The organism is Paenibacillus radicibacter (assembly GCF_024721995.1).
GTDB classification, from domain to species: domain Bacteria; phylum Bacillota; class Bacilli; order Paenibacillales; family NBRC-103111; genus Paenibacillus_AM; species Paenibacillus_AM radicibacter.
Genome location: NZ_JANQBC010000021.1, coordinates 1 through 23,527, shown reverse-complemented (window position 1 = coordinate 23,527; position 23,527 = coordinate 1). Strand labels below are relative to the sequence as shown.

The 23,527-nt window shown below is 42.8% G+C and carries 14 protein-coding genes; 13 read left to right on the top strand and 1 reads right to left on the bottom strand.

All coding sequences use genetic code 11. The features are described 5' to 3' along the window. Window positions 1–447 precede the first annotated feature (447 nt). Window positions 448–693 (bottom strand): IS3 family transposase, encoded by a 246-nt coding sequence (locus tag NV379_RS26200; protein ID WP_373426170.1) that lies wholly within the window; start codon window positions 691–693, stop codon window positions 448–450. A 324-nt stretch (window positions 694–1,017) separates the two neighbouring features. Between NV379_RS26200 and NV379_RS25405 the strand changes: the two genes are divergently transcribed. The 13 genes from NV379_RS25405 to NV379_RS25345 all read left to right on the top strand — a co-directional run. Further along, window positions 1,018–1,713, top strand: a complete 696-nt coding sequence (locus NV379_RS25405; RefSeq protein ID WP_258210130.1) for a response regulator transcription factor — start codon at window positions 1,018–1,020, stop codon at window positions 1,711–1,713. Then, window positions 1,706–2,797, top strand: coding sequence for a sensor histidine kinase (locus NV379_RS25400; RefSeq protein ID WP_258210126.1), 1,092 nt, complete (start codon window positions 1,706–1,708; stop codon window positions 2,795–2,797). Before NV379_RS25405 ends, NV379_RS25400 begins: the two co-directional genes overlap by 8 nt. A gap of 114 nt (window positions 2,798–2,911) precedes the next feature. Beyond that, complete coding sequence (locus NV379_RS25395) at window positions 2,912–3,802, top strand: carbohydrate ABC transporter permease (RefSeq protein WP_373426169.1); 891 nt, start codon at window positions 2,912–2,914, stop codon at window positions 3,800–3,802. Between the two features lie 56 nt (window positions 3,803–3,858). After that, a complete protein-coding gene (locus NV379_RS25390; protein WP_258210128.1) occupies window positions 3,859–4,698 on the top strand; it encodes a carbohydrate ABC transporter permease in 840 nt (279 codons plus the stop codon). A gap of 26 nt (window positions 4,699–4,724) precedes the next feature. Next, entirely contained in the window at window positions 4,725–5,894 is a 1,170-nt protein-coding gene (locus NV379_RS25385; RefSeq protein WP_258210125.1) for an efflux RND transporter periplasmic adaptor subunit, read from the top strand. A gap of 83 nt (window positions 5,895–5,977) precedes the next feature. Beyond that, window positions 5,978–7,312 carry an ABC transporter substrate-binding protein gene (locus NV379_RS25380; protein WP_258210124.1) on the top strand — a complete coding sequence of 445 codons (1,335 nt, stop codon included), beginning with the start codon at window positions 5,978–5,980 and terminating at the stop codon, window positions 7,310–7,312. Then, complete coding sequence (locus NV379_RS25375) at window positions 7,305–8,024, top strand: copper amine oxidase (protein ID WP_258210123.1); 720 nt, start codon at window positions 7,305–7,307, stop codon at window positions 8,022–8,024. The genes NV379_RS25380 and NV379_RS25375 overlap by 8 nt, the downstream gene beginning before the upstream one ends. Window positions 8,025–8,705: 681 nt before the next feature. Beyond that, entirely contained in the window at window positions 8,706–9,722 is a 1,017-nt protein-coding gene (locus NV379_RS25370) for a 2-ketoarginine methyltransferase (RefSeq protein WP_258210122.1), read from the top strand. Between the two features lie 4 nt (window positions 9,723–9,726). Then, on the top strand, window positions 9,727–10,875 hold the full coding sequence (locus tag NV379_RS25365; RefSeq protein WP_258210127.1) for a beta-methylarginine biosynthesis bifunctional aminotransferase: 1,149 nt from the start codon (window positions 9,727–9,729) through the stop codon (window positions 10,873–10,875). A 13-nt stretch (window positions 10,876–10,888) separates the two neighbouring features. After that, on the top strand, window positions 10,889–15,277 hold the full coding sequence (locus NV379_RS25360) for a non-ribosomal peptide synthetase (protein ID WP_258210121.1): 4,389 nt from the start codon (window positions 10,889–10,891) through the stop codon (window positions 15,275–15,277). Window positions 15,278–15,300: 23 nt separating this feature from the next. Continuing rightward, window positions 15,301–17,289 carry a cyclic peptide export ABC transporter gene (locus tag NV379_RS25355; RefSeq protein ID WP_258210120.1) on the top strand — a complete coding sequence of 663 codons (1,989 nt, stop codon included), beginning with the start codon at window positions 15,301–15,303 and terminating at the stop codon, window positions 17,287–17,289. Between the two features lie 11 nt (window positions 17,290–17,300). Beyond that, the gene (gene ectB / locus NV379_RS25350) at window positions 17,301–18,590 is read left to right on the top strand and encodes a diaminobutyrate--2-oxoglutarate transaminase (RefSeq protein ID WP_258210119.1); all 1,290 of its coding nucleotides are present in this window, start codon (window positions 17,301–17,303) and stop codon (window positions 18,588–18,590) included. A 16-nt stretch (window positions 18,591–18,606) separates the two neighbouring features. Next, window positions 18,607–23,527, top strand: a 4,921-nt coding sequence (locus tag NV379_RS25345; RefSeq protein ID WP_258210118.1) for a non-ribosomal peptide synthetase, incomplete at its 3' end; no start/stop codon positions are given.

The window sequence follows — 23,527 nt, the reverse complement described above, 5'->3', positions numbered from 1 at the left end:
GTAGAGTACCCATAACCCATAGATAAAAGCACAAGTATTCTCTTTTTCATGGTATGGACACTCCCTTTCTTTATAATGTAAGTAAAAGTATATATTAGATAATTGGTAATAGTTTTTATAGAATTAATTTTACCATACTAGAGTATATGCTAACAATTTGAAGACGATACTCTTCAACTAACAGATGCTTTAGTGGAATAAGGAGCTTAAAAATAAGCAAACTTTTTTTATAAAAGGATGATTCAATTGAATATAGAAAAAGCGTGTTTTAATCAATCTTTTTTCAAAATACGCTCTTTTTATTTTCTCTTTTATCAAGGTTTATTAAGTTAATTTAATCAAACTATGTTCAAAAGCTACATTCATTCATTATAATAAGTACTTTGCCAATATAGTTGGTATCATGGATTGATGTTAGAGCTAGTGGGTATTTAAGTCGGGAACTAACTACCGATTAACATGAACTCTGTATTTGTTGATTACAGTTAAGTTAGGTTCTGAAGGATTATTTTCACAAAATAGATTCGTTATAAGTGACAAAGAGGGCAACCAGATGAGGATTACTGGTTGCCCTCTTTTTTTAAGGGGTTGTTTCTTGAACTCGATGGGGCTTAAATAACCTAAAGTCCCATGTACATGGTGGTGGTTGAACCAATTAAAGTAATATTCAAGTTCAAGCTGCAGTTGCTCCAAGCTATGAAGTTCATTGGATTGCTTAGATTCGTTACAGGTCGCATAAGTATAGTTCGATAGAAAAACAACCTCTGTGAGAATAAGATATTATACTGGGAAATAGTGTGTTAAACTCCTGGGTGACGGTCAACTAACGGGCAGGATTGTATAGTAATTACTGTACCCGTATTTGATTCATAAAATTTCATATTATACTATATTAATAGATTATATTGAAAGTGAGTGGTTGTATATGATAGTCAGATCTGCTCATTCATCTATTAAATTCGAGGTATGGAAGCATTAATATTAGAAACTTCTTTTACAGAGGATGGATACGAGAAGATGAAACGGATTACGGTACTGATTGCGGACGATGAGGCGGAAATCGCGGATTTGATCGAGCTGCACTTGAAAAAAGAAGATTACGATGTCATAAAAGCATCGGACGGGCAGGAAGCCGTTCATGCTGTTCAGACGAATCCTATCGATCTGGCGATACTGGATATTATGATGCCTAAGCTGGACGGGTATGAAGTTACCCGGCGAATTCGGGAGCATGATCATATGCCGATTATTTTTTTGAGCGCCAAAGCATCCGATCTGGACAAAATTGCCGGTCTGGTGCGGGGAGCGGACGATTATATGACTAAGCCGTTCAATCCGATGGAGCTGATCGCTCGGGTGAACGCTCACCTGCGGCGTTACATGCATATGAGCCAACCAGCACCTGCGGACAAGTCAGTTCTGGAAGCGGGGGGATTGGCCATTTATCCCGATCAGCGCACTGTCACCTTGTACGGTGAAACGATCGAGCTGACGCCCAAAGAGTTCGATATTTTATACTTACTGGCCAGTTATCCAAAAAAAGTGTTCAGCGCGGAAAATATTTTCCAACACGTCTGGGACGACACCTACTTCGAATCCAGCAATACGGTCATGGTTCACATTCGGACATTGCGGAAAAAGCTGAACGAAGACGTGAACAAAAACAAGCTGATCAAAACGGTTTGGGGGGTAGGCTATACATTCAATGGCTAACATGGTCCGAAGCTTCCGCTCCCAGATGATTACGTTATTCAGCATAAGCATGCTCATCTCCGGCCTCATTACTTATGGGCTGTACAAAATTCTTCAGTATTATTACCGCACGCAGGTCAAATTCGAAGATCTGATCGCTTATGTCCGGTTATTTATAAGTGCGGTTGGGGATATCAATTTCTTCCTGATTTTATTCATCCCGCTGGCGATCTTGTTTTTCTTCTTATTTACGAAGCGCTACGCCGTGTATTTCAATGAGATTTCGACGGGGATTCGGCATCTTGCTAACGGCGATTTCGATAAAAAGGTGACGGTTGCATCCCACGACGAGTTCGGGGGTATAGCCGCAGATATTAATTTGGCTGGCCAGCAGCTGAAGCAAGCCGTAGATAGGGGAGATTTTGCCGAGAGCAGCAAAGACCAGCTTGTATTGAACCTAGCTCATGATTTGCGGACGCCACTCACTTCCGTTATCGGGTATTTGGTTTTTATTATGAAGGACGAACAACGGAGCAAAGATCAGGTTCGGCATTATATGGGCATCGCTTACGCTAAGTCGCAGCGTCTGGAGAAGCTGATTGACGAGCTGTTCGAAATCACGAGAATGAATTATGGTAATCTGCCTATCGACAAGCAGCCGATCGACTTAAGCGAGTTGCTAACTCAGCTGAGCGAAGAATTGTATCCGGTGTTTGAGAAAAATCATCTGGAAGTCCGACTGAACGTCGCTTCGCAGTTGGTCATTTCGGGCGATGGCGACTTGCTGGCACGCGTGTTTGAAAATTTGCTGACCAACGCGATCCGCTACGGTGGCGACGGCCAGTTTGTCGATATTCATGTTTCTGCTGAGGGAGACGAGGCTGTAATTCAGGTGATCAACTATGGCGACCGCATCCATCCAGATGACCTGCCGCATCTATTCGATATGTTCTACACTGGCGACAAATCGCGCGTTAATAAAGAGGGTAGCACAGGTCTAGGCTTGTTCATTTCGAAAAATATCGTGACACAGCACAATGGTACGATTACAGTAGAAAGCAGCTTGATTCGAACGAAGTTTGAAATAAGACTGCCCGCAAATTGAACATTAAGAACTTAAGAAAAATTTTAATATTTCCCACTTTCTTTTTAAGAAGTTTTTTCTAATCTTACAAGTGTAAGGCAGGAGAGGCGAATAGGAAGAAAGGGGGTTTTTGGCTTGTCTTTATTCGGACAAACGAGACTGGTGAAGTGGATTCGCAAAGATTCCGCAGTGGCATGGGTGTTTCTTGCGCCGAGCTTGATCGGTTTTGCACTGTTTTATATCGTTCCGTTCGCTAAAGGTATCGGCTACTCTTTCATGGATAACATGATTGCCAGCAATTTCGTCGGACTGGACAATTACCGCGAATTGCTTGCGAGCGACTCGTTTCGGAAAGCGGCGTCGAACACGTTTTATTTTACTATAGTGTCTGTTCCGCTCATCGTTGGTTTATCGTTGGGGTTGGCGATGCTGCTAAACCAAAAACTATACATACGCAATGCGCTCAGAACCGCTTATGTGCTGCCGCTCGTGGTTCCCGTCGCTTCGATCGTGATGATCTGGCAAATCCTGTTCGATTGGAACGGTTCGCTTAACGCCTGGCTGAGCTATTTCGGCTACGAACGTGTAGATTGGATGAAGCGTGATACAGCGCGTTATGTCGTTATCATCGTCTATTTGTGGAAAAACATCGGCTATAACATCGTGTTATTCGTGGCGGGACTACAGCAAATTCCGCGAGATTATTACGAAACGGCCAAAGTGGAAGGGGCAGGCCGGCTGCGGCAATTCCGCAGCATTACGCTTATTTATTTAACCTCGACGATGTTTTTTGTCGTCGTGATGTCTATCATCAATTCGTTCAAAGTGTTTCGCGAGACGTATTTGATCGCAGGCGATTATCCGCACGACAGTATCTATATGCTCCAGCATTATATGAACAATACGTTTATGTCGCTGGATATTCAGAAATTGACAGCGGCGGCGACGATGATGGCGGGAGCTATTTTAGTTATCGTTCTTGCCCTATTTGCTCTTGAACGCCGTTTCAGGAGCTATATGGAGTAGCGGGAGGAGAAAATCAAGTGCAGAGGACGTTACAAAAATGTGCGCTGACGGCAGTCATGTCCATTATGGCAGCGATGCTGCTGTTCCCTTTAGTGATTACATTCACAAATTCACTCATGACCGAACGGGAAATAGGCATCAATTACGGGCTGATCAGGCAAATGAGTGAAATGCCAACGGGCGGAGGGGTTGTCGATCAATTCGTCAATTTGAAGCTGCTGCCGGATTTCGTATCGCTGAAGCAATACAGCAAAATTCTCGTGGACAACCCGGTATTTCTAAATATGTTCTGGAACTCGGTAATTATGGTAGCGCCGATCATTGCCGGGCAAACGTTCATAGCAGCGTTAGCGGCGTACGCATTTTCGAAGCTGAAATTTCGCGGCCGGGACAGTTTATTTCTGGTTTATGTGCTGACCATGCTGATGCCGTTTCAGGTGACGCTAGTACCCAATTATATTGTTGCGGAACAATTGCAGCTGTTGAACAGTCCCGGCGCGATTGTATGGCCTGGTATTTTTGCCGCATTCGGCGTATTTATGCTCAGACAGTTCATGCTCCATATTCCGTACTCGTACATCGAAGCGGCCAAAATTGACGGAGCCGGGCATTTACGGATTTTTGGCACGATCATTGTTCCGATGATCAAACCGGGTGTGGCTGCGCTGGTCGTTTTATTGTTCGTCGATTATTGGAATATGGTGGAACAGCCGCTTATTTTTCTGGACGATTCGTTCAAGCAGCCTTTATCGGTGTACTTATCAAGAATTAACGAGGGCGAGCAAGGAGTTGCTTTTGCTGCATCAATGCTCTATATGACTCCGATGGTGCTGTTGTTTTTATATGCCGAATCTTATTTTATCGAAGGAATTCAACTGTCCGGCATCAAGGGATAGCTTCAACTGCTAGGGAGGTCGAAGATGTGCATACAGGACAATATGCGGAGCATGGAAAACGAGGCTATAAACGAAACCTACAGATTGTATCCGTTATTTTTATTGGAATATTAATATTCTTCACTTTATTCAGCAATACATTGCAATCTTTGTCATTACCGAAAGCGATTACCATCAAACCTGAATTCGGCAGATTGGAGTATACGTTTGAAGGGAGCGGTACATTGCGGCCCTTGAAGGAAGTTGGGCTAACGAATTCGGAAAACCTGAAGGCGACTGCGGTTGCCGTGAAAAAAGGAGACTTCGTGAAAGATGGGCAAACGCTTGTCACGTACGACAGTAAAGCCACCGAGGATGAGCTGCAAGACCAACTCGTGCAATTGGAAAAGCAGAAGCTGGAGCTGCAAAATTTGCAAGACCAGTACTTAGTGTTAGCAATGGAAGACGATGAAACGAAGCTTCGGAGCGTCGGTCGTGAGATTTCAACGCACAAGCTCGACCTTAGTACACTGGAGCGGAAAGCTAAGAGTTTAAGAGAGCGTCTTGCCAAACAAAAGCAAATTACAGCGCCGTTCGACGGAGTCGTAACGAAAGTAAACGCCATTAAGGGACAAGCGTCAAAGGGAGAGCCGGATGTTGTGATCGCAAACAGCAGCGAAGGTTATCGGTTAGATATGCGAGTAAATGCAACGCTGTTGATCCCTTTAGAAATGACAGTCGGGAGCAAGATGCAAATCGATGTGCGTTCACCGTCGAGTCGGCAGACGAACCTGCTGGAAGGGACTATTCATGAAATAGCGGATGATACTACGCGCGAACCATCTGATGGGACGTCAATTAATACGACAGCAGGTGTGAATGAGCAGAAAATCTTGACCGTTCATGTGGCGGATCCCGGACTGAAAGGAGGTGAGCAGGCGTCCGTCAAGCATGTCATGCCACTACAGCAGGAAGGCTGGATTGTTGCCAATGAGGCGATTCGGCAGGAGGGTGGCAAAAAGTTTTTCTACAAAATTGAAGAGAAAAAAGGCGTTCTGGGCAATGTTTTTGTTGTGAGGAAGATACTCATTCAGTCCAGTGAAACGAACGGCAAAGAAACGTTGGTCATAGCGTCGGGCGGTATTGGCTCTGACGATCTCATTATGAAGGAGAGTAGTCAGCCAGTGCAGGACGGAAATCGCGTTCGTTTGGACTAGAGTAGAGTTGGGAAAGCAGGATGGTTGTACATACAAAGAGGAAAAATCGATAGGAGAGGAATACGATAAATATGATGAAAACGATGAAAAAACCGCTATTATTTGGAATTTCGTTTATCTTGCTAGCTACGGTATTCGGATGTAGTAATGGGGGCGGCGAGACTGCGGCTGGCGGCACGAACAACTCCTCATCAGGAAAAGCGAAACCGAAATCTCCTGACGGAAAGACGATTGTTACCATATCTGCATTTCGCGAGCCTTTGGAAGCTGTAGAGCAGCTTTTCGAGAAGAAATATCCGGATATCGATTTGCAGATTCAGCCGAATGAAGAAACGATGGAGAAACACGTGAAAACGATGAATACGGCCATTTTATCGGGCAAAGGAGCCGATATTATCAATACCCTCCATCTGCCGATCGACAAATATATCGAGAAAAAGCTGTTGTTGAACATGAGCGAAATGCTGGATCAAGATCCAACGGTCAAGAAGAACGATTTGCAGATGAACATATTGGATGGCTTGAAGATCAATGGCGGCTTGTACGGGATCGCCCGTTCGTTTTACTTAGGCGGCTTTTACGGAGACGGGGACGCCCTTTCGAAGACGGTGAAGGTGGACGATAAAACATGGACATGGAAGCAACTGGAGGAAGTATCTAGGCAATTTATTCAATCCTCAAACAAGCAAGGGAGTCGCTACGCCGTAGCAAACTTGCAGCCGCAACAATTTCTTTCGGAGCTTATAGGCGATAGTGCGTCGGAATTTATAGATCTGGTAGCTCGTAAGGCAAAATTCGATTCTCCGGAGTTTGTGGACACGATAAAGCGGATTAAAAAAATGTACGATGATCGCATTATGACGGCAAGCGAGGCGAAAAGAGGCGATCAATTGTTCTCCATGTCGGCGTACTCACTCTCTCCATTCGACTTTTTCCATAAGGCATACTTGTATTTCCCGAATCCGCGCCTAATGCAATCTCCTCATCCGCAAGGACATAAGGACGGAGGCACATTCAGGGCTTCATCACTGCTTAGTATTCAGGCCAATTCGCCGGTCAAAGACGAAGCATGGAAATTCATTGCATTCCTTATGTCGGAAGAAGCGCAATCATTAGTGCAGCAAAGTGAAGAAGGGTACTCGATCCTGAAATCAGTCAATGAAAAGATGGTTGATTCATTTAAGAACGAAATACAAGCTTCAGGATTTAAGACCCAGAACGGGAATGTCAAAGTAACGGAACAATCTTTTGACGAGCTGAAACAATTAATTCAAACAGCGAATCGTCATGTGAAAAAAGAAGACAAGATGACGTCGATCATCGAGGAGGAAGCCAAGTCTTATTTCAGCGGTCAAAAAACAGCTGAGGAAGCGGCGAAGTTGATTCAGAACCGGGTGACCACTTATTTGAATGAATAGAGGATGGAAGGGCGGTATCAACGGCTTTTTGAGAGCATATAGCTTAGTATGGCTATGGTTCGGATTGCTGGGGGTTATCGGCTTGGCTGCTTATGGCGCAAGTTCGTCGCTCGATTTCCTGACATCCCAGAAGTTTGCTATTAACGGAAAAGCAAGCCAATTTCCGATTATAAACTACAACGGCAATATCTATGTCCCGCTGGCTTTTGTAGGGGAAGAAATGTATTCCGAGGTACATTACGACGACAACAAGGAATTAATCATAATTAATCAGCAAAACGTAAAGTTCGATGAGCAAATATCGGCGCCTGTGCCTTACGTTGCTTATGAGCGGAGATATAAAGACGGAACTAGATGGATGCAGGAAATTCCGCTGCTCCTGGGAGGCTCCTGTTGGAAACAATGCATTGAAGTATCCGGTTCGGTACAGCAAAGGGTTCAACAAACCGAATATCCGCCGGTAAGTGTAACCCCCGGGTCATCTGTGGTTATAAAATATCCGCCCGGCTTGGAGCCAAGCAATCTGAAAGTATACACCGTACATGATACCAGCCAGGGAGGAGAACAGACTATTGAGCTGGAGCTGATTAACGATCGCTTACATTTGCCTGAACAGCCCGGAGTTTACAATGTTTTAATTATATCAGAATGGAAAGAAGGCTACACAGGCTACACTTCGTATGCATTTGTTGTCCATATTACGGACCGATGACGAAGATATGAACATAAAAAAGCAAAGAAGCCGGGATCCCTTTTTTCGGATTGGACCTACAGCAGAAGTCATAGCAAGCTGGAGAAAGCATATGAAACGAGCTGGCGGAACTACAGGGCTAGAGAATGGCATATTGCTTTTGACAATTATCCGGAGCCACCTTTGGTATCATTGGATTTTAAGTCCCTTGAGTTCGTGAATACATAAAAGCTACCAGAATAAATGCGGAGGTTAACAACTTTCCTTTCATGGTAATTTTTAAGTAAGGAATTAAACCAAGCAAATGTCAGGTTTTTCTCTGATTTTCGCTTGGTTTTTTCTTATTCCAAAGTATCATTTCAAGCATTATTGCTCTGTGTTTGCCTTTTCTTTAAAATGATGAAACAAGTCGCTAAAGCGATGACATAGATAAGGAAAAATATAGCTAAATTGGGAATCTAATGCAGTCACCTCCCAGTCTTCCGAATGGAGAAACATTATAATGAAATGAAGGGAAGCCTATTAAATAGGGCTTCCCTTATTTGTTTTTATCAAAAATAAGCTGAGTAATTTTATCTTAATGTTATCTTCATGCTTGGATAACACTGCGAGAACAATTAATAACTACAATAGTAAAAATTGACTCTACAATACATAGAAATAAATATTAATGGGAGATGATTGGTAATGGTATTGCCTAACATGGAAGTACAATTGATCGAATCAACGCAACCAATCCGCTATTTTACGCTAGCTGTTTGTATTTATCATCTCTTTGATACGGGGTTATTTGATGTTTTCATCGAAACTGACCCTGCTTCTGTCTGCAATCTAGCCAAAAGGTTGGAATTAGATGAAGAGAAATTACAAGGATTTCTAAAATATTTAGAGAACGAAGAGATTGTGATCGAGGATAACGACGAATTTCAATTAAGCCCGAAAGGGATTGAACTTGGAGATTTTCGGGGCTGGTATATCATGATGATCGGCGGGTATGCGGAAACGTTCCTCCAGATTGGTTCTAAGTTGAAGAAAAACTCCGGGTGGGCCACTCGTGATTCAATGAAGGTAGGGGTGGGGAGCTGCGCTATCAGCCATTATGATGCGATACCTTTGACTCAAAGCCTGATGTCCCACATTCCAGGTGCATGTAATCGACTCTTGGATCTGGGTTGCGGGAACGGTCTTTATTTGGTTGAATTTTGCAGGCTTTATCCTGACATCCAAGCTTGGGGAGTAGAACCGAGTGAAGGGGGATATGCGGAGGCAGTAAAGCTGGTGGAGGCCCATGGCCTTCAGAATCGAATTCAATTGACCTGCAGTCCGGCAATCGAATTTTTTGAGAGTGATTTTGACTATCAGCCTGACTTTATTGTATTGGGCTTTGTTCTACATGAAATTCTGGGACAGGATGGCGAAGAGGGTGTCATTCGATTTTTGACACAAATAACAGATCGCTTCCCGGATATCAATATGATTATTATTGAGGTTGATAACCAAATCGACGACATGGAAATGATGAATCACGGATTAGCCAAATCCTATTATAACCCTTACTATCTTCTTCATTATTTTACGCGTCAACGTCTGGAAACGGAGAAGTATTGGGATAAGCTTTTTGCAAGTCTTAATCTTACCGTGAAAGCTAAAGAAAGAGTTAACCATCAGGTCGACTCTACGGATTTGACGATCGGCTATTTGTTACAAAGGGGGAAGTAACTTGATGCAACGTATTACGACTTCTAACAGCCCCTTTACTCTGCTCCAACAGCGATTGAAATACGTCAGTCTTCAGCCGGAACGGCCATGGAATGTATGGGTGGAAAATGTACCCCAATGGGAGGTCCAACCGCCTATAACACAATTTGAGCTCCCACTTGTGAGTGAATATGCGCCATGTGAAGGTTATCCTTTTTTATTAGATGCCATTCGTAACCGGGAAAATGGGATGTATGGGCTTCAACTGCAGCAAGACCAGATCCTTGTCACCAATGGAGCCCTTCACGGACTTTCGTTGATTTTCCGTTCTTTGTACCGACCTCACGCAATTGCCCTTTGTCAGGCGCCTATTCTAGGAAGCATTGCTACGATATTGAAAAGTTATGGATATCAAATTAAGTATTTTACCTCTCGTCAAGGCGAGCTTGATATCGAGAAGCTCAAATTAGAATGTACAAACCCAGACGTTAGCTTGCTTTATATCAATACGCCCCATAACCCAACGGGAGACATTCTTTCACAAAATACTTTGGCTCAACTCGTTGAAATGGTTCAACGTAAGGGAATTAACCTGGTTGCCGACATGATTTACGACAGTCTTACCTTTGACGGAGCGCAGTCGTTCACACCGTTGTCCGCAACCACCAACTGGAAAAATGTGTATACGGTAAATTCGATGTCCAAAAATTATGGATCTCCTGGCTTGCGGATAGGTTGGGTTATGTCGGATCGAGAAAATATACGAAGTATGGCTGGTTTTTTTGAGCAAGAATGTGTATCCATCTGCGGAATAGCGCAAAAACAAGCCCAGCTTTTACTCGAACATGGTAATCAGGATTTAGTGGGAACGATAGCCAAACGAAAAAAATATGTAGAAGCAAAGCTCTCGTCTTTTAAAGATATTAGTTATGCTATGCCTCGAGGCGGAACGCAGTTTTATGTGGAAATGCCTGTGGACGATATCGATTTATTTGCTGATTATATGTTGGTCAACTACAGTCTCGCGATTACAACCATAAGTAATTATCAAGGCGGAAAAGGCTCTTATATAAGAATTCCAACCGTTTACCCGATGGAGACGTCTGAAGCAGCATTGGAGCTTCTTGCGGAAGGGATCAAACATTTTTGCTTGAATTACACGATGTCTTCATAAAGGGTAGGTAACCATGACGAAATGGCCGTTAACCAATTCACAGAAGAGAATTTGGTATATGGAAAACATCCATCCGAATTCGAATATTCATAATATTTCTATTGGGATGCATTTCAAAGATTGTATTGATTTTATAACTTTGAAGCAAAGCATTCAAATTATGATTAAAAAGCATCCAGGTATTCGCACTCAAATTGGGCAAAGCAACAATGAAGCTTACCAATACGTAACCCAGCAACAAATGCCTGTCGACTTCATTGATTTCAGTAAGCAGGATCAGCCTGAAGAGTCTTTCGATGCATGGGTTAAGAAAGAAATGGCGACGCCGTTTCGCCTGGAACATTCACCTCTGTATAACATGACTATGTTTCGAATTTCAGATGTTAAAACGGGATTTTTCTATCGATTTCACCATATCATTGCGGATGGGAAATCTCTGACCCAAATTGTAGTGGATCAAATCGTTGATATATATACGAAGCTTGCTGCCGGGGAACAAGTAAATGAGGAAGTAGAATTTTCCTTTTTAGATTACATTGAACAAGAGCAGGAGTATCTTCATTCGAAGCGATTTGAGAAGAGTAAGCAATTCTGGCTCGATAAATTCAAACAATTACCAGATATATTTCCAATTCGTTCGGATTTCATAATTAGCAAGCGGAAAAATTTCAAACTCAGTCTTGAACAAACAGCACGCATTAAACAATTTACAAACGAGAAAAAGGTTTCAATAAACACCTTTTTTGTGAGTGCTATGTTGCTTTACTTGAATAAATTACTTCAGCAAAACGATCTAGTCATTAACACCCCCGTTCTAAACCGTGCCGGGTATAAAGAAAAGAATATGTTCGGTATGTTTACAAGCACCATGCCCCTTAGAATCTACATCGACGAGCAACAATCCAATTTATCATTACTGCAAAGTGTTCAGAAAGACTTGATGGGCTGCTATGTTCATCAAAAATATCCATATAACTTCCTTCATCAGGATTTACAACTGAAGAAAAAAGGAATCGATTCGTTGTTTGAGATTATTGTCAACTATATTGGAACGCATCCTCCATTGGAGCTAAATGGAGTTCCAATAGAACTCGTAGAATATACCAGTGAAAAACAATCGGAGTCGCTTCAGTTTATTATCAAAGAATGGTCCCTAGACGGAAGCTTTTTATTAGAGTACGACTATAAGACAGAACTATTTACAGATGAAGACATCGATTTCATGCATAATCGGTTGCTGTTTCTAATGGATATGATGATGTTGAACGATTCACTAACGATCGCTGATCTTAGTCTGGTGGATGAGGACGAGAAACGCGCGTTAATCTTTGAAATGAATCAAACGGACTCAGATTATCCCATCTATAAATCTATCAGTCAATTGTTTGAAGAACAAGTGAACAAGACTCCTGGACGTACGGCAGTATCGTTCGGTCAACAAGCGCTAAGCTACGAAGAGCTGAACGAAAAAGCGAATCAAGTGGCGTGGGGACTTGTTCATCGAGGAATGAAGCCTGAACAATGTATTGGTATCTTGTCAGATCCCTCGCTAGAAATGATGATAGCCATTCTTGGCGTGCTCAAAGCAGGCTGTGCTTATGTGCCCATATCCACTACGTATCCAGAGGAGCGCATCAAATACATCGTGAAAGATAGTGCGCTAGAAATGATCATTTCAACAAAAGAGAAGATTGAAATCGAAGGATATTCAGGTAAATGGTTAGCTGTGGAAGACGTCTTAAAAAAAATAGAGTTCGTTGACAATCCAGCTATCATTGTATGTCCGGAACATCTGGCCTATGTTATTTACACATCAGGTACAACGGGCTATCCCAAAGGAGTTATGATTGAAAACCGGAATGTAATCAATCTGGTTTGTTCTTTACATGAAACGATTTACCAAAGTGACGATCAACCTTTACATGTTGCACTTGTCGCTCCATTTGTATTTGATGCTTCGGTACAACAAATGTTTGCAGCCTTGCTTGGGGGGTACCATCTACATATCGTACCAGAGGAAGTCCGTGTAGATGGTAGGAAATTGTTAGCATTCTATAACCATTATCAAATCGATGTTTCTGATGGGACGCCTGCGCATATGAAATTGTTGATTCGTGATGAATGTACACTTGGACAGGAAATCCATGTTAAACATTTCATTATTGGAGGGGAACAACTCTCATCAGACGTGATACGAGCGCTCTATGTGCATTTTCAGATGGAACAAACACAAATCACGAATATATATGGTCCCACGGAGTGTTGCGTCGATGTCTCCTCTTACTCGGTATCCAGAGAATCGCTTAATCAGTATACGATCCTGCCAATTGGAACGCCTCTACAGAACTCTAGTCTGTATATCATGAACAAGAAAATGCAGCTTATGGGAATAGGTGAGGTTGGGGAAATCTGTATTAGCGGGGCCAATGTAGGAAGGGGATACCTCAATCAGCCTGCGTTAACTGAAGCTTCCTTCATCCCAAATCCGTTTATTCCGAGTCAACGTATGTACAAGACTGGAGATCTTGGTCGACGCAAGAAAAACGGTATCGTGGAAGTCTTGGGACGTGATGACGATCAAGTGAAAATCCGCGGTTATCGGATCGAGATGGGAGAGATTGAAGCCCAAATTCGCAGGTTCCCTAGCGTCAAGGAAGCGGTGGTGCTTGCAAGAGCGGGGAAGGACAGCGATAGGTATTTATGCGGTTATTATGTGGCCAACGATAGGATCGACTCGAACGAAATGCGAGTGCATCTGTCTCGTATATTACCTAACTATATGGTCCCTTCTTACTTTGTACAACTAGATCGTATTCCTCTATCACATAACGGAAAAATAAACCGGAATGAATTACCCGAACCTATGCTCAATAGCGAATCATCTTCAGCTTTCGCTCCACCAGAAACTGAAAAGGAAATTCAATTAGCAGGTGTTTGGAGCGAAATCCTGGGCGTGGAAACAGTCGGACGTTACGATAACTTCTATGCTTTAGGTGGTGATTCCATTAAAGCGATTCAAATCGCGTATATGATCCAAGATTGCGGCTTCTCAATCAAAATAGCAGAGATGCTATCTAATCCTATATTTATGGATATGTCAGACGTGATGAAGGTAACCCAAACCAGCAATCATCAAGGTTATTTGCAAGGTGTTGTTTCTTTAACGTCTTCTACATCGCATTTTCTATCTCATGTCTTAGCAAATCCAGATCAGGGTGTGGAATCTATCTGCTTAGACCTGAAAAGCAATGTGGTTACGCATGAAATTGGTCCATACATGACGGAATTGGTACGTCACCACGATTCCTTACGACTAGTCATGGACTTTGAACGAAACACTCTCAGGTATGACGAACGCTACACAAAAGAAGAGCTGGAACCAGAATTCGTAGATCTCTCGAATGTGCATGTCGACGATTTGGGTGAGCAAATCGCAATACATACCAAACGTATTCGTTCCATGATTCAATTGAACGGATCTCCCTTGTTTACAGGGTGTGTGTTCGATTTGGGCGCGCAAGGGAAACGGTTGCTGTTAGCCGCGCATGGTCTCATTATCGATAAAACGTCTTGGAAAATCATCATCGAAGATTTGACTAGTATGATAGAAAGCATCAATCGGGGAATGCCCATTACCTTGATGCCGAAAACGCATTCTTATCAAGAATGGGCATTAAAGCGCAATGAGCTCTCTATGAAGGACGGAGCAACTAACCAAGAGCAGGAGTATTCGCAATCTATAACGGGTTACCACATAGTCAAAGAATTTTCTACCCAACATACAGAGTGGTTGTTGTCCAAGGCGAATGAGGGTTACAACACGGAACCGGGAGAATTGCTGGCTATGGCCGTGGCTTTTGCTGTGAAAGACTTGGCTGGTGTAAACAAAATGAGCATAGCGCTGGAGATCGATGGCCGACAAGAACAGGCTGGGTCGTTGGACGTTTCCAGAACGGTAGGCCACTTTACAAGTTACTGCTACCCCGAACTGATTCATGATCCTTCGGAGTCTATGTCCCATCGAATGAAAGCAGGCAAGGAGCAATTGCGTTGTGCGTTCGCATCGCCTACTCTGATTCTCTCCAAGCGACATGATATTTGCCTCCAACGTATAAGAAACTGGGATCATAAGCTCTCAACTCTGGAAGTAAGCCCGCTTACTCCGATGACAGACTTGATCGATATAGCACCAAATGTCGAAGAGCGAACACTTCGGGTTTCCTTCACCTCCAATCCTAGTCTCTATGCGAAAGATACGGTGACAAAGCTTGCAGAATTGTTTGCTCACTACCTCATCTTGATCATGGAGCATTGCATGAATTTGAACAATATTGAATATACCCCTTCGGATTTTGATTCCGCAGATATTTCACAGGAAGATATCGAGCATTTATTTTCATAATAGATATGAAGGAGTAGTAGCGGATGAGCTTGGATCATATTGCAATTATAGTAATGAGTCTTACTGGTAGCTTCGGTCTTGCAACTTTAGCCTATATTTCAAAGGTTCTTGCTCAGATCATCAATAAAAAGAGATCCTATCGGAGTATAGGACGACGAGTTATGGCAAGCTTCCTGTTGTCTGTCATTTTTATAATGGGTTTGGGATTCGGTATTTATAGAATCCCTTTTCTGCTTGGGCATAATCCATCATGGTCGCAACTGACGGAATGGGGCCCACCAAGTCTACTACCGGCAGCTATTATCTTATATGCAACGATTGTGATCTTCTATTTGTACGCGTTATTGATCGCTTATTTTCCTCAGAAAAACGAAAAACCGTGGTTTTACTTAGGGACTCTAAGTATTTTAGGCGGTGTAAGCAATGCGTTAATCATATTCTGTATTAACATCGCGATATCGGGTAGTCGTTCAGAGTTAAGCAACATGCTTCTGTATTTCACGCTAGCGCTAACCTTTTACATCATTTCACAAGTGCTAGTCAGAAAGAAATTAATATCGATTGCGAATGAACTCATATACGCTAAACGCATGACGATGATAGATATCTTTCTTCGTTCTCCTTATAACAAATTGGAAAAGATTGAAAGCGGGCGGATCTATTCGAGTTTAAACAGTGAAATGGAGGTCATTAGTGAATTTGCTAATACACTAATTACCGTATTGACGAGTTCTATAACGCTTATCAGTTGTTTTGTGTATCTAGGGGTGTTAAACCTTTATGCGCTGTTGCTTCTCATTTGTGTGCTTGCTCTTATTGTGTTGGTATATCAAAAACAGTCCGGAAAGCTGGACGCCATCTGGGAGAATGTAAGAGATCTTCAAAATACGTTTCTCGATTATATTCAAGATATGGTCGGGGGCTCTAAGGAGCTTTCTATTAATAAAAAGAAAAGCAATCAGTTCCGGGGAGATATCGAAGCAAGCTGCAACGATTACATGGAGCAGAGAATCGTTGGAGAAGTCAAATTTGCTTATGTCACCATCATGAGTGAGATCAGTTTCATTATCATTATCGGTGCGGTTGTCTTTCTTTTCCCACATCTGTTTGAGAGCTTGGATATAACCACATTGCAAAGCTTTGTGTATCTATTCCTATTCATGATTGGGCCTATTACCGTGTTGTCAGGTGCCGTACCCAATATGATGCAAATGAAAATTAGTTGGCAGCGGATTAACCAATTTATGAGTGATCTCGGATCTTTGCAAATTGCTCAGACGGATTCTTCGGATTCGACTACAGCCGTCCAGCCTAATCCTATGAGCTTAGAATTAATCGATGTTCATTTCAATTATACGGGCGATAACGGCGAATCGTTCATGGTAGGCCCCATTAACCTTCGCTTTCATTCAAGTGAAACGACATTCATCACGGGAGGGAACGGAAGTGGTAAGTCTACGTTGGCCAAGCTCATCACAGGCTTGTATTCGCCAACCCAAGGTGAGATTCGGATCAATGGGAACCTCGTTGAATCGATTCAATTGGGAGAATATTTCTCCACCATATTTAGTGACTTCTATTTGTTTAAGAGATTATATGGAGTTGACTTGGAGAAGAAAGGTTCACTAGTTGCGCATTACTTAAAATTGCTCCGAATCGAAGATAAGGTTGACGTTAAAGAAGGTGCCTTCAATACGGTTAAACTGTCTACTGGACAAAGAAAACGACTTGCTTTTCTCGTCAATTATTTAGAGGATAAACCGCTTTGTCTATACGATGAATGGGCAGCCGATCAGGATCCGGAGTTCCGCCAATATTTCTATGAGGTTTTGTTGCCCGAATTAAAGAGGGAAGGTAAATGCATTATTGCAATTACCCATGATGATGCATATTACGATTTAGCGGATCAACTTGTCAAAATGGAATTCGGGAAGCTGAAGAAAGTTGAACATCGTAAGGTTCGGATAGCACGGACTAAAGAATTAAATTTCTCCAATAATCTCAACGGGTGAGGGTGAATTTCATGAATGTATTCGAACAATGGGAATCTAATGTGCGATCTTATTGCAGAACCTTTTCAGATATTTATATTAGCGCTAAAGATTGTGTCATGGTAGCGGAAAATGGGAAACGTTATATTGATTTTTTTGCAGGTGCTGGCGCTCTGAATTATGGGCATAACAACACGTATATTAAGAGAAGAATAATAGACTATCTGGAAAATGACGGCGTTATTCACGGATTGGATATGTTCACAGCGGCCAAACGGACCTTTATAGAAACCTTCCAGCGAGAAGTACTTGCTCCTAACCATTATCCATACAAAATGCAATTTTGTGGCCCGACGGGTACAAATGCGGTTGAGGCAAGTATAAAGCTAGCTAGGAAGGTAAAGGGGCGTACGGGGATATTTTCGTTTATGGGCGGATTTCACGGCATGTCGCTTGGAAGCTTAGCTTTGACTGGCAACCAATACAACAGGGCGGGAGCGGGAATTCCCCTTTCTCATGTTACATTCATGCCTTACCCTTATGGATTTATGAATACGTTCGATACCATTCAATATATGGAAGCTGTTCTGTCGGACGAAAACAGTGGAGTAGATAAACCGGCAGCCGTCATATTTGAGACGGTTCAGGCAGAAGGCGGCGTTATCGTCGCTCCGATTGAATGGATGCGCCAACTGAGCGATTTGTGCAAACGGCACGACATTTTATTGATATGTGACGACATTCAAGCAGGATGCGGGCGAACTGGAACCTTTTTTTCATTTGAACGTGCAGGAATTGTCCCTGATCTTGTCATTCTTTCCAAATCGATTAGCGGTTATGGGGTACCGATGTCGCTCGTTCTGATGAAACCTGAGCTCGATATTTGGAATCCTGGGGAACACAATGGCACATTCCGTGGTAATCAGCTGGCATTCATTGGAGGCACGGCTGCATTAGAATATCGCAAAGAAGTGAATTTGGAGCAAGAGGTAACAACGAAATCTAGCTTCATCGAAAAATTTTTGAACAACGAAATTGCTTCTCTTGATTCTAGTATAAAAATCCGCGGCATTGGGATGATCTGGGGGATTGATGTCTCTCGTCTTGCGGATAAAGAGTTATCGAAGAAAGTTGTAACGGATTGTTATGATAAAGGACTTATTATCGAAAGGGCAGGAAGAGGAGATACGGTAATCAAAATAATGCCGCCTTTAAATATTGAGATAGAACTATTGATGCAAGGCATGACCATCATTAAAGAAATCATGCAAAAACATTGTGCGCAAGACATCAGTGAAGAGAGACACAGTGTTCATGCCTAATCACGGGAGAGAGACGATGAGCAGCAATCAAGTGATTACGAAAGAGAACGTAGAAGATATTATTAACTTGAGTCTTATGCAAGCTGGAATGCTGTTTCACTATATCAAAAACCCAGAATCACATATGTATTTTGAACAATTTGGTTTTCGTATTACGGGTGATATCGATGTAGATAAAATAAAGCAAGCCTGGGGCAAGGTTGTTGCTGACAATGAAATGCTTCGAACGATTTTCAAGTGGGATAACATCGATCGACCGATTCAGATGGTCCTGAAACAATTCTGTCCCCCTATTTTTACAATAGACTTATCCAATTATTCTACTGAAGATCAGCTTACACAGTTACAAATCATTAAAGAAACAGATCGTACACAAAAATTGGATTTGGAGCTTGGACCTTATCGTATTCTGCTTTGCTTATTATCCGATCATGAAATAGAAATGATTCTGTCCAATCATCATATTTTGTTTGACGGATGGAGTATGGGTATTCTGCTCAAAGAGTTTCAGGACGCCTATAATGGTTTAGTCGAAGGTAAAGAGTTTCTGAAACCCAAAAAAGGAAAATATAAGGAGTTCGTCAAATGGTTGCAACTCCAAGACAAAAGTGAACCGTTAAACTACTGGAATCATTATTTAGCAGGGTTTGAGCCTACTCGATTGAAAACAAATCAGATCAATGAATCAGACGATTATACAGTGGATCGCTTTACTTTCAACGTTCCGGAAACGGTGTATCGCGCTGCTCAAGCATTGGCGAAAACTTCTAATCTTACGCTAGCTCCGCTTCTTTATACGGTATGGGGTGTGCTGTTACAACGATATACAGGTACCCACGATGTGGTTTTTGGTTCGGTAGAATCGGTGAGGCCCCATCAACTGAGAGAGATGGAACAAGTCGCAGGTTTGTTCATTAATACGATTCCAACAAGAGTGAGCTCATCGGAGAGCACGAGTGTAATTTCTCTTATCAATCAGATTTCTGAAGTCATTAAGATCCGAGAAAACTATCGGTATACGTCTCTTGCTGATATAAAAGCAGAATGTGGATTAAAAAATAATGAATTGTTTGATTCGATTGTAGTTCTTGAAAATATCCCTTTCGAGCACGTCTTTCATACCGAAGGCAGCAAACTTCAAATTCACTCCTTCACTGGAAGCGGAAAGACGAATTACGACATTTGTTTGAAAATGTTCCTGTATGATGGGCTTTCTCTGCACTTTGAATATAATCAAGATTTGTTTGGTCGCTCGGAAGTGGAGAAGATTGCTGAGCATTTCAATGTACTCTTGCATGAAATCGTCCAGAATCCCGATGGTCTCGTGACCGATCTAACGATATTAACGAAAGCTGAGAAGCAGCAGCTGATTGCATTCAATGATAGGAAAGTCGACTATCCGCGGGATAAGACGATCCACCAACTTTTTGAGGAGCAAGCAGATCAAACGCCTGAACGCGTAGCGGTCTCCCATGATCATCAACAGTTAACCTACCGTGAATTAAATGAGAAGTCTAATCAGATGGCTAGGAAATTGCGTAAACGTGGGGTTAGCGCCGAAAGTGTCGTAGCCATTAAGCTCGAACGTTCGTTAGCGATGATTATAAGTTTCCTGGGCGTGCTGAAGGCTGGGGCTGCTTTTGTACCGATCGATCCTAAGTATCCAGATGAAAGGGCAAAGCTTATCCTGGAGGAAACTCAGGCTACGGTCCTGATCACCCAAACCCATCTGATGGATTTGTTCTTAGAGGGGACATCCATTCTAGACGTGGATTCGGAATCGATTTGGGAAGAAAGCACAGCCCCCTTAGACTATGTAAATACATCAAATGATTTGCTCTATATCATATACACATCGGGTACGACTGGCAAGCCAAAGGGCGTGATGCTTGAGCATCGCAACCTAGTTAACCTACTCTATTTCCAATTTACCCAAACGAACATCGACTGTAGCCGCGGCGTCTTACAATACACGACCTTGAGCTTCGATGTGTGCTATCAAGAGGTATTCTCAACCTTGTTGTCCGGCGGGAAGCTGCATCTCATTGATAATGATACGCAAACAGATGTCAACCGATTACTTACGGTCATTGCTAGTAATCAAATCGAGGTGCTGTATTTACCTGTATCCTTCCTGAAATTCGTTTTTCTGGACAAGGAATTTGCTTCTCGTGTCCCAACATGCATTAGACATATCATTACAGCTGGAGAGCAACTAGTTGTAAGCGACGAGTTAAAAAAGGTGCTCCGAACGCAAGGCATATTCCTGCATAATCATTACGGTCCTTCAGAAACTCACGTCGTAACAACCTATACGATTGACCCGTCGAAGCGGATAGCAAATTTGCCATCGATCGGCAAACCGATATCCAACACTTACATCTACATTCTGGGTGCAAGTCGTCAATTGGTACCCCAAGGAGTAGCAGGGGAATTATATATCGCTGGGGATAATGTGGGTAGGGGATATGTCAAGAATCCAACGCTAACAGCACAGAAATTCTTTCCTGACCCGTATCATTCAGGGGAAACGATGTATAACACGGGAGATTTGGCACGCTGGATGCCTGACGGCAACATTGAATATTTAGGCAGAAAAGATGATCAAGTAAAAATCAGGGGACATCGGGTTGAGCTCGGTGAGATCGAATCTCAACTGTTGCGGCATCCACTCGTTAACGAAGCTTCTGTGAAAACATGGGTAGAGGCAAACGACACTCCCTTTTTAACAGCTTACATTGTGCTGGAAGAGGAGATTAGCTTTAGACAGCTGCGACATGATTTAGCGCATTCCTTACCAGAACACATGATCCCTTCTTATTTCGTCAGGATGGAGAAACTTCCAATTACGTTAAACGGGAAGGTAAACAAGAATGCATTGTTACAACCAGAATTGGTTCTTAATGAAACCTTATATATACCACCTAACAATCTGACGGAAGAACTGCTATGCCGAATTTGGCATGATGTCCTTGGCGTTGATAAATTGGGAATTAGGGACAACTTCTTTGAACTTGGAGGTCATTCTTTAAAAGCGATGTCCCTGATGTCACGTGTTCATAAGCAAATGAGCGTTAAGATCACCCTAAGAGATATTTTCGAGCATCCAACAATTGAGCTATTGGCAAAAGTCATTCAAGAACAGGACAATAATGAATTCAACTCCATTGTCAAAGCGGAAGAAAGGGAATATTATCCCCTATCGTCTTCGCAGAAACGGCTTTTTATTCTTCATCAGTTGGAAGGCGCTGAGAAAGCATATAACATGCCGGAAGTGTTAGTACTTGAAGGGAAGTTAGATCTCGGAAGGCTGGAGCTGGCCTTTGCCCGTCTCATTGAAAGGCATGATGCATTGCGATCTTCGTTTGAACTGGTGGGGGGCGTTCCGGCTCAGCGAATTCATCCATCCAGCGATTTCCGTATGGGTTATCGGGAAGCATCGGAAGCGGCAGCGAAGGCAAGTATTGAAGGTTTTATTCGTGCGTTTGATCTGAGCCAAGCGCCGCTAATGCGTGTGGACTTGATCAACATCGGTGAAGATACGCATCTGCTGTTATTCGATATGCACCATATCATTTCGGACGGAATGACGATAAGCATACTTTTGCGAGAATTAAGTGAGCTCTATGCAGGGAAAACGTTGCAGCCGCTTCATCTTCAGTATAAGGATTACAGCCTATGGCAACAGGATTTTATCCAAACGGAAGCATATAAAAAAGATGAAACCTACTGGTCAGAAACGATGGCAGGGGAACTCCCTGTACTAGAACTGCCTATGGACGGAGCCAGACCGGCGCTGCAAAACTTCAATGGTGATCACATTCAAGTTGCGTTAGATAAGGATTTATCTGAACAACTCTATCAATTAGCAAGCACGACAGGAACTACATTGTTTATGGTGCTTCTCGGGGCGTATGCTGGTTTCTTGCACAAATTAACCGGTAAAGAAGAATTCATCGTGGGTTCTCCCATTACCGGAAGACCTCAAGATGAACTTAAGAACATCATGGGGATGTTCGTTAATACGTTAGCGCTGCGCATGTTTCCTTCAGGGAACAAACGTTTTTCGGACTTCTTGAAAGAGGTTAAGCATACGGCATTATCTGCGTATGAGCATCAACAATATCCTTTTGAAGAATTAATCGAGAAGCTTAACATCCACAGAGATTTAAGTCGTAATCCGATCTTCGATACGATGTTTGAGTTGCTGAATTTGGATAGTACGTTGGAATTAGCTGATGTTCAGGCAACACCGTATAGATTTGGCTATTGTGCATCTAAATTTGATTTGACTTTTAGCATAATTGAAGAAAAAAGCAGTATTAAATTAAGTGTTAATTATTGTACAGCCTTATTTAATAAAGAAACGATTGAACGGTGGATCCGGTACTATGTACAAATGTTACGGAGACTTACTCATCAACCAGAAACTGCATTAGGAGACATCGAGCTGCTGTCCGAAACAGAGCGGGAACAAATCCTCGCCCAATTTAACGATACCTCCACAGCCTATGAAACGGGGAGCAAGACGTTTCACGAAATATTTGAAGATCAGGTGAGGAAGACGCCCGATCAAGTAGCTCTTGTCGTCGGGGAAGCAGAATGGACGTACGCGGCTTTGAATGCACAGGCCAATCGACTGGCTCGTTTGTTGCGATCCAAAGGCGTAGAGCGTGAGACGATCGTAGGCATTATGGCGCGCCGCTCCGTGGATACGGCCATTGGCGTACTGGCTGTCATGAAGGCCGGCGGGGCTTATCTTCCGATCGATCCTGCCTATCCATTGAGCCGAATCGCTTATCTGCTGCGCGATAGCCATGCTCCATTGCTGCTGACACAGCGTGAACTGCAAGGGCAAATCACGGAGTTGCTCACTGGTGGTTATGCGGAGGAGGAGCTATTCGAAGGTGCTGGCTTCAGCGGAGAAGTGCTTTACT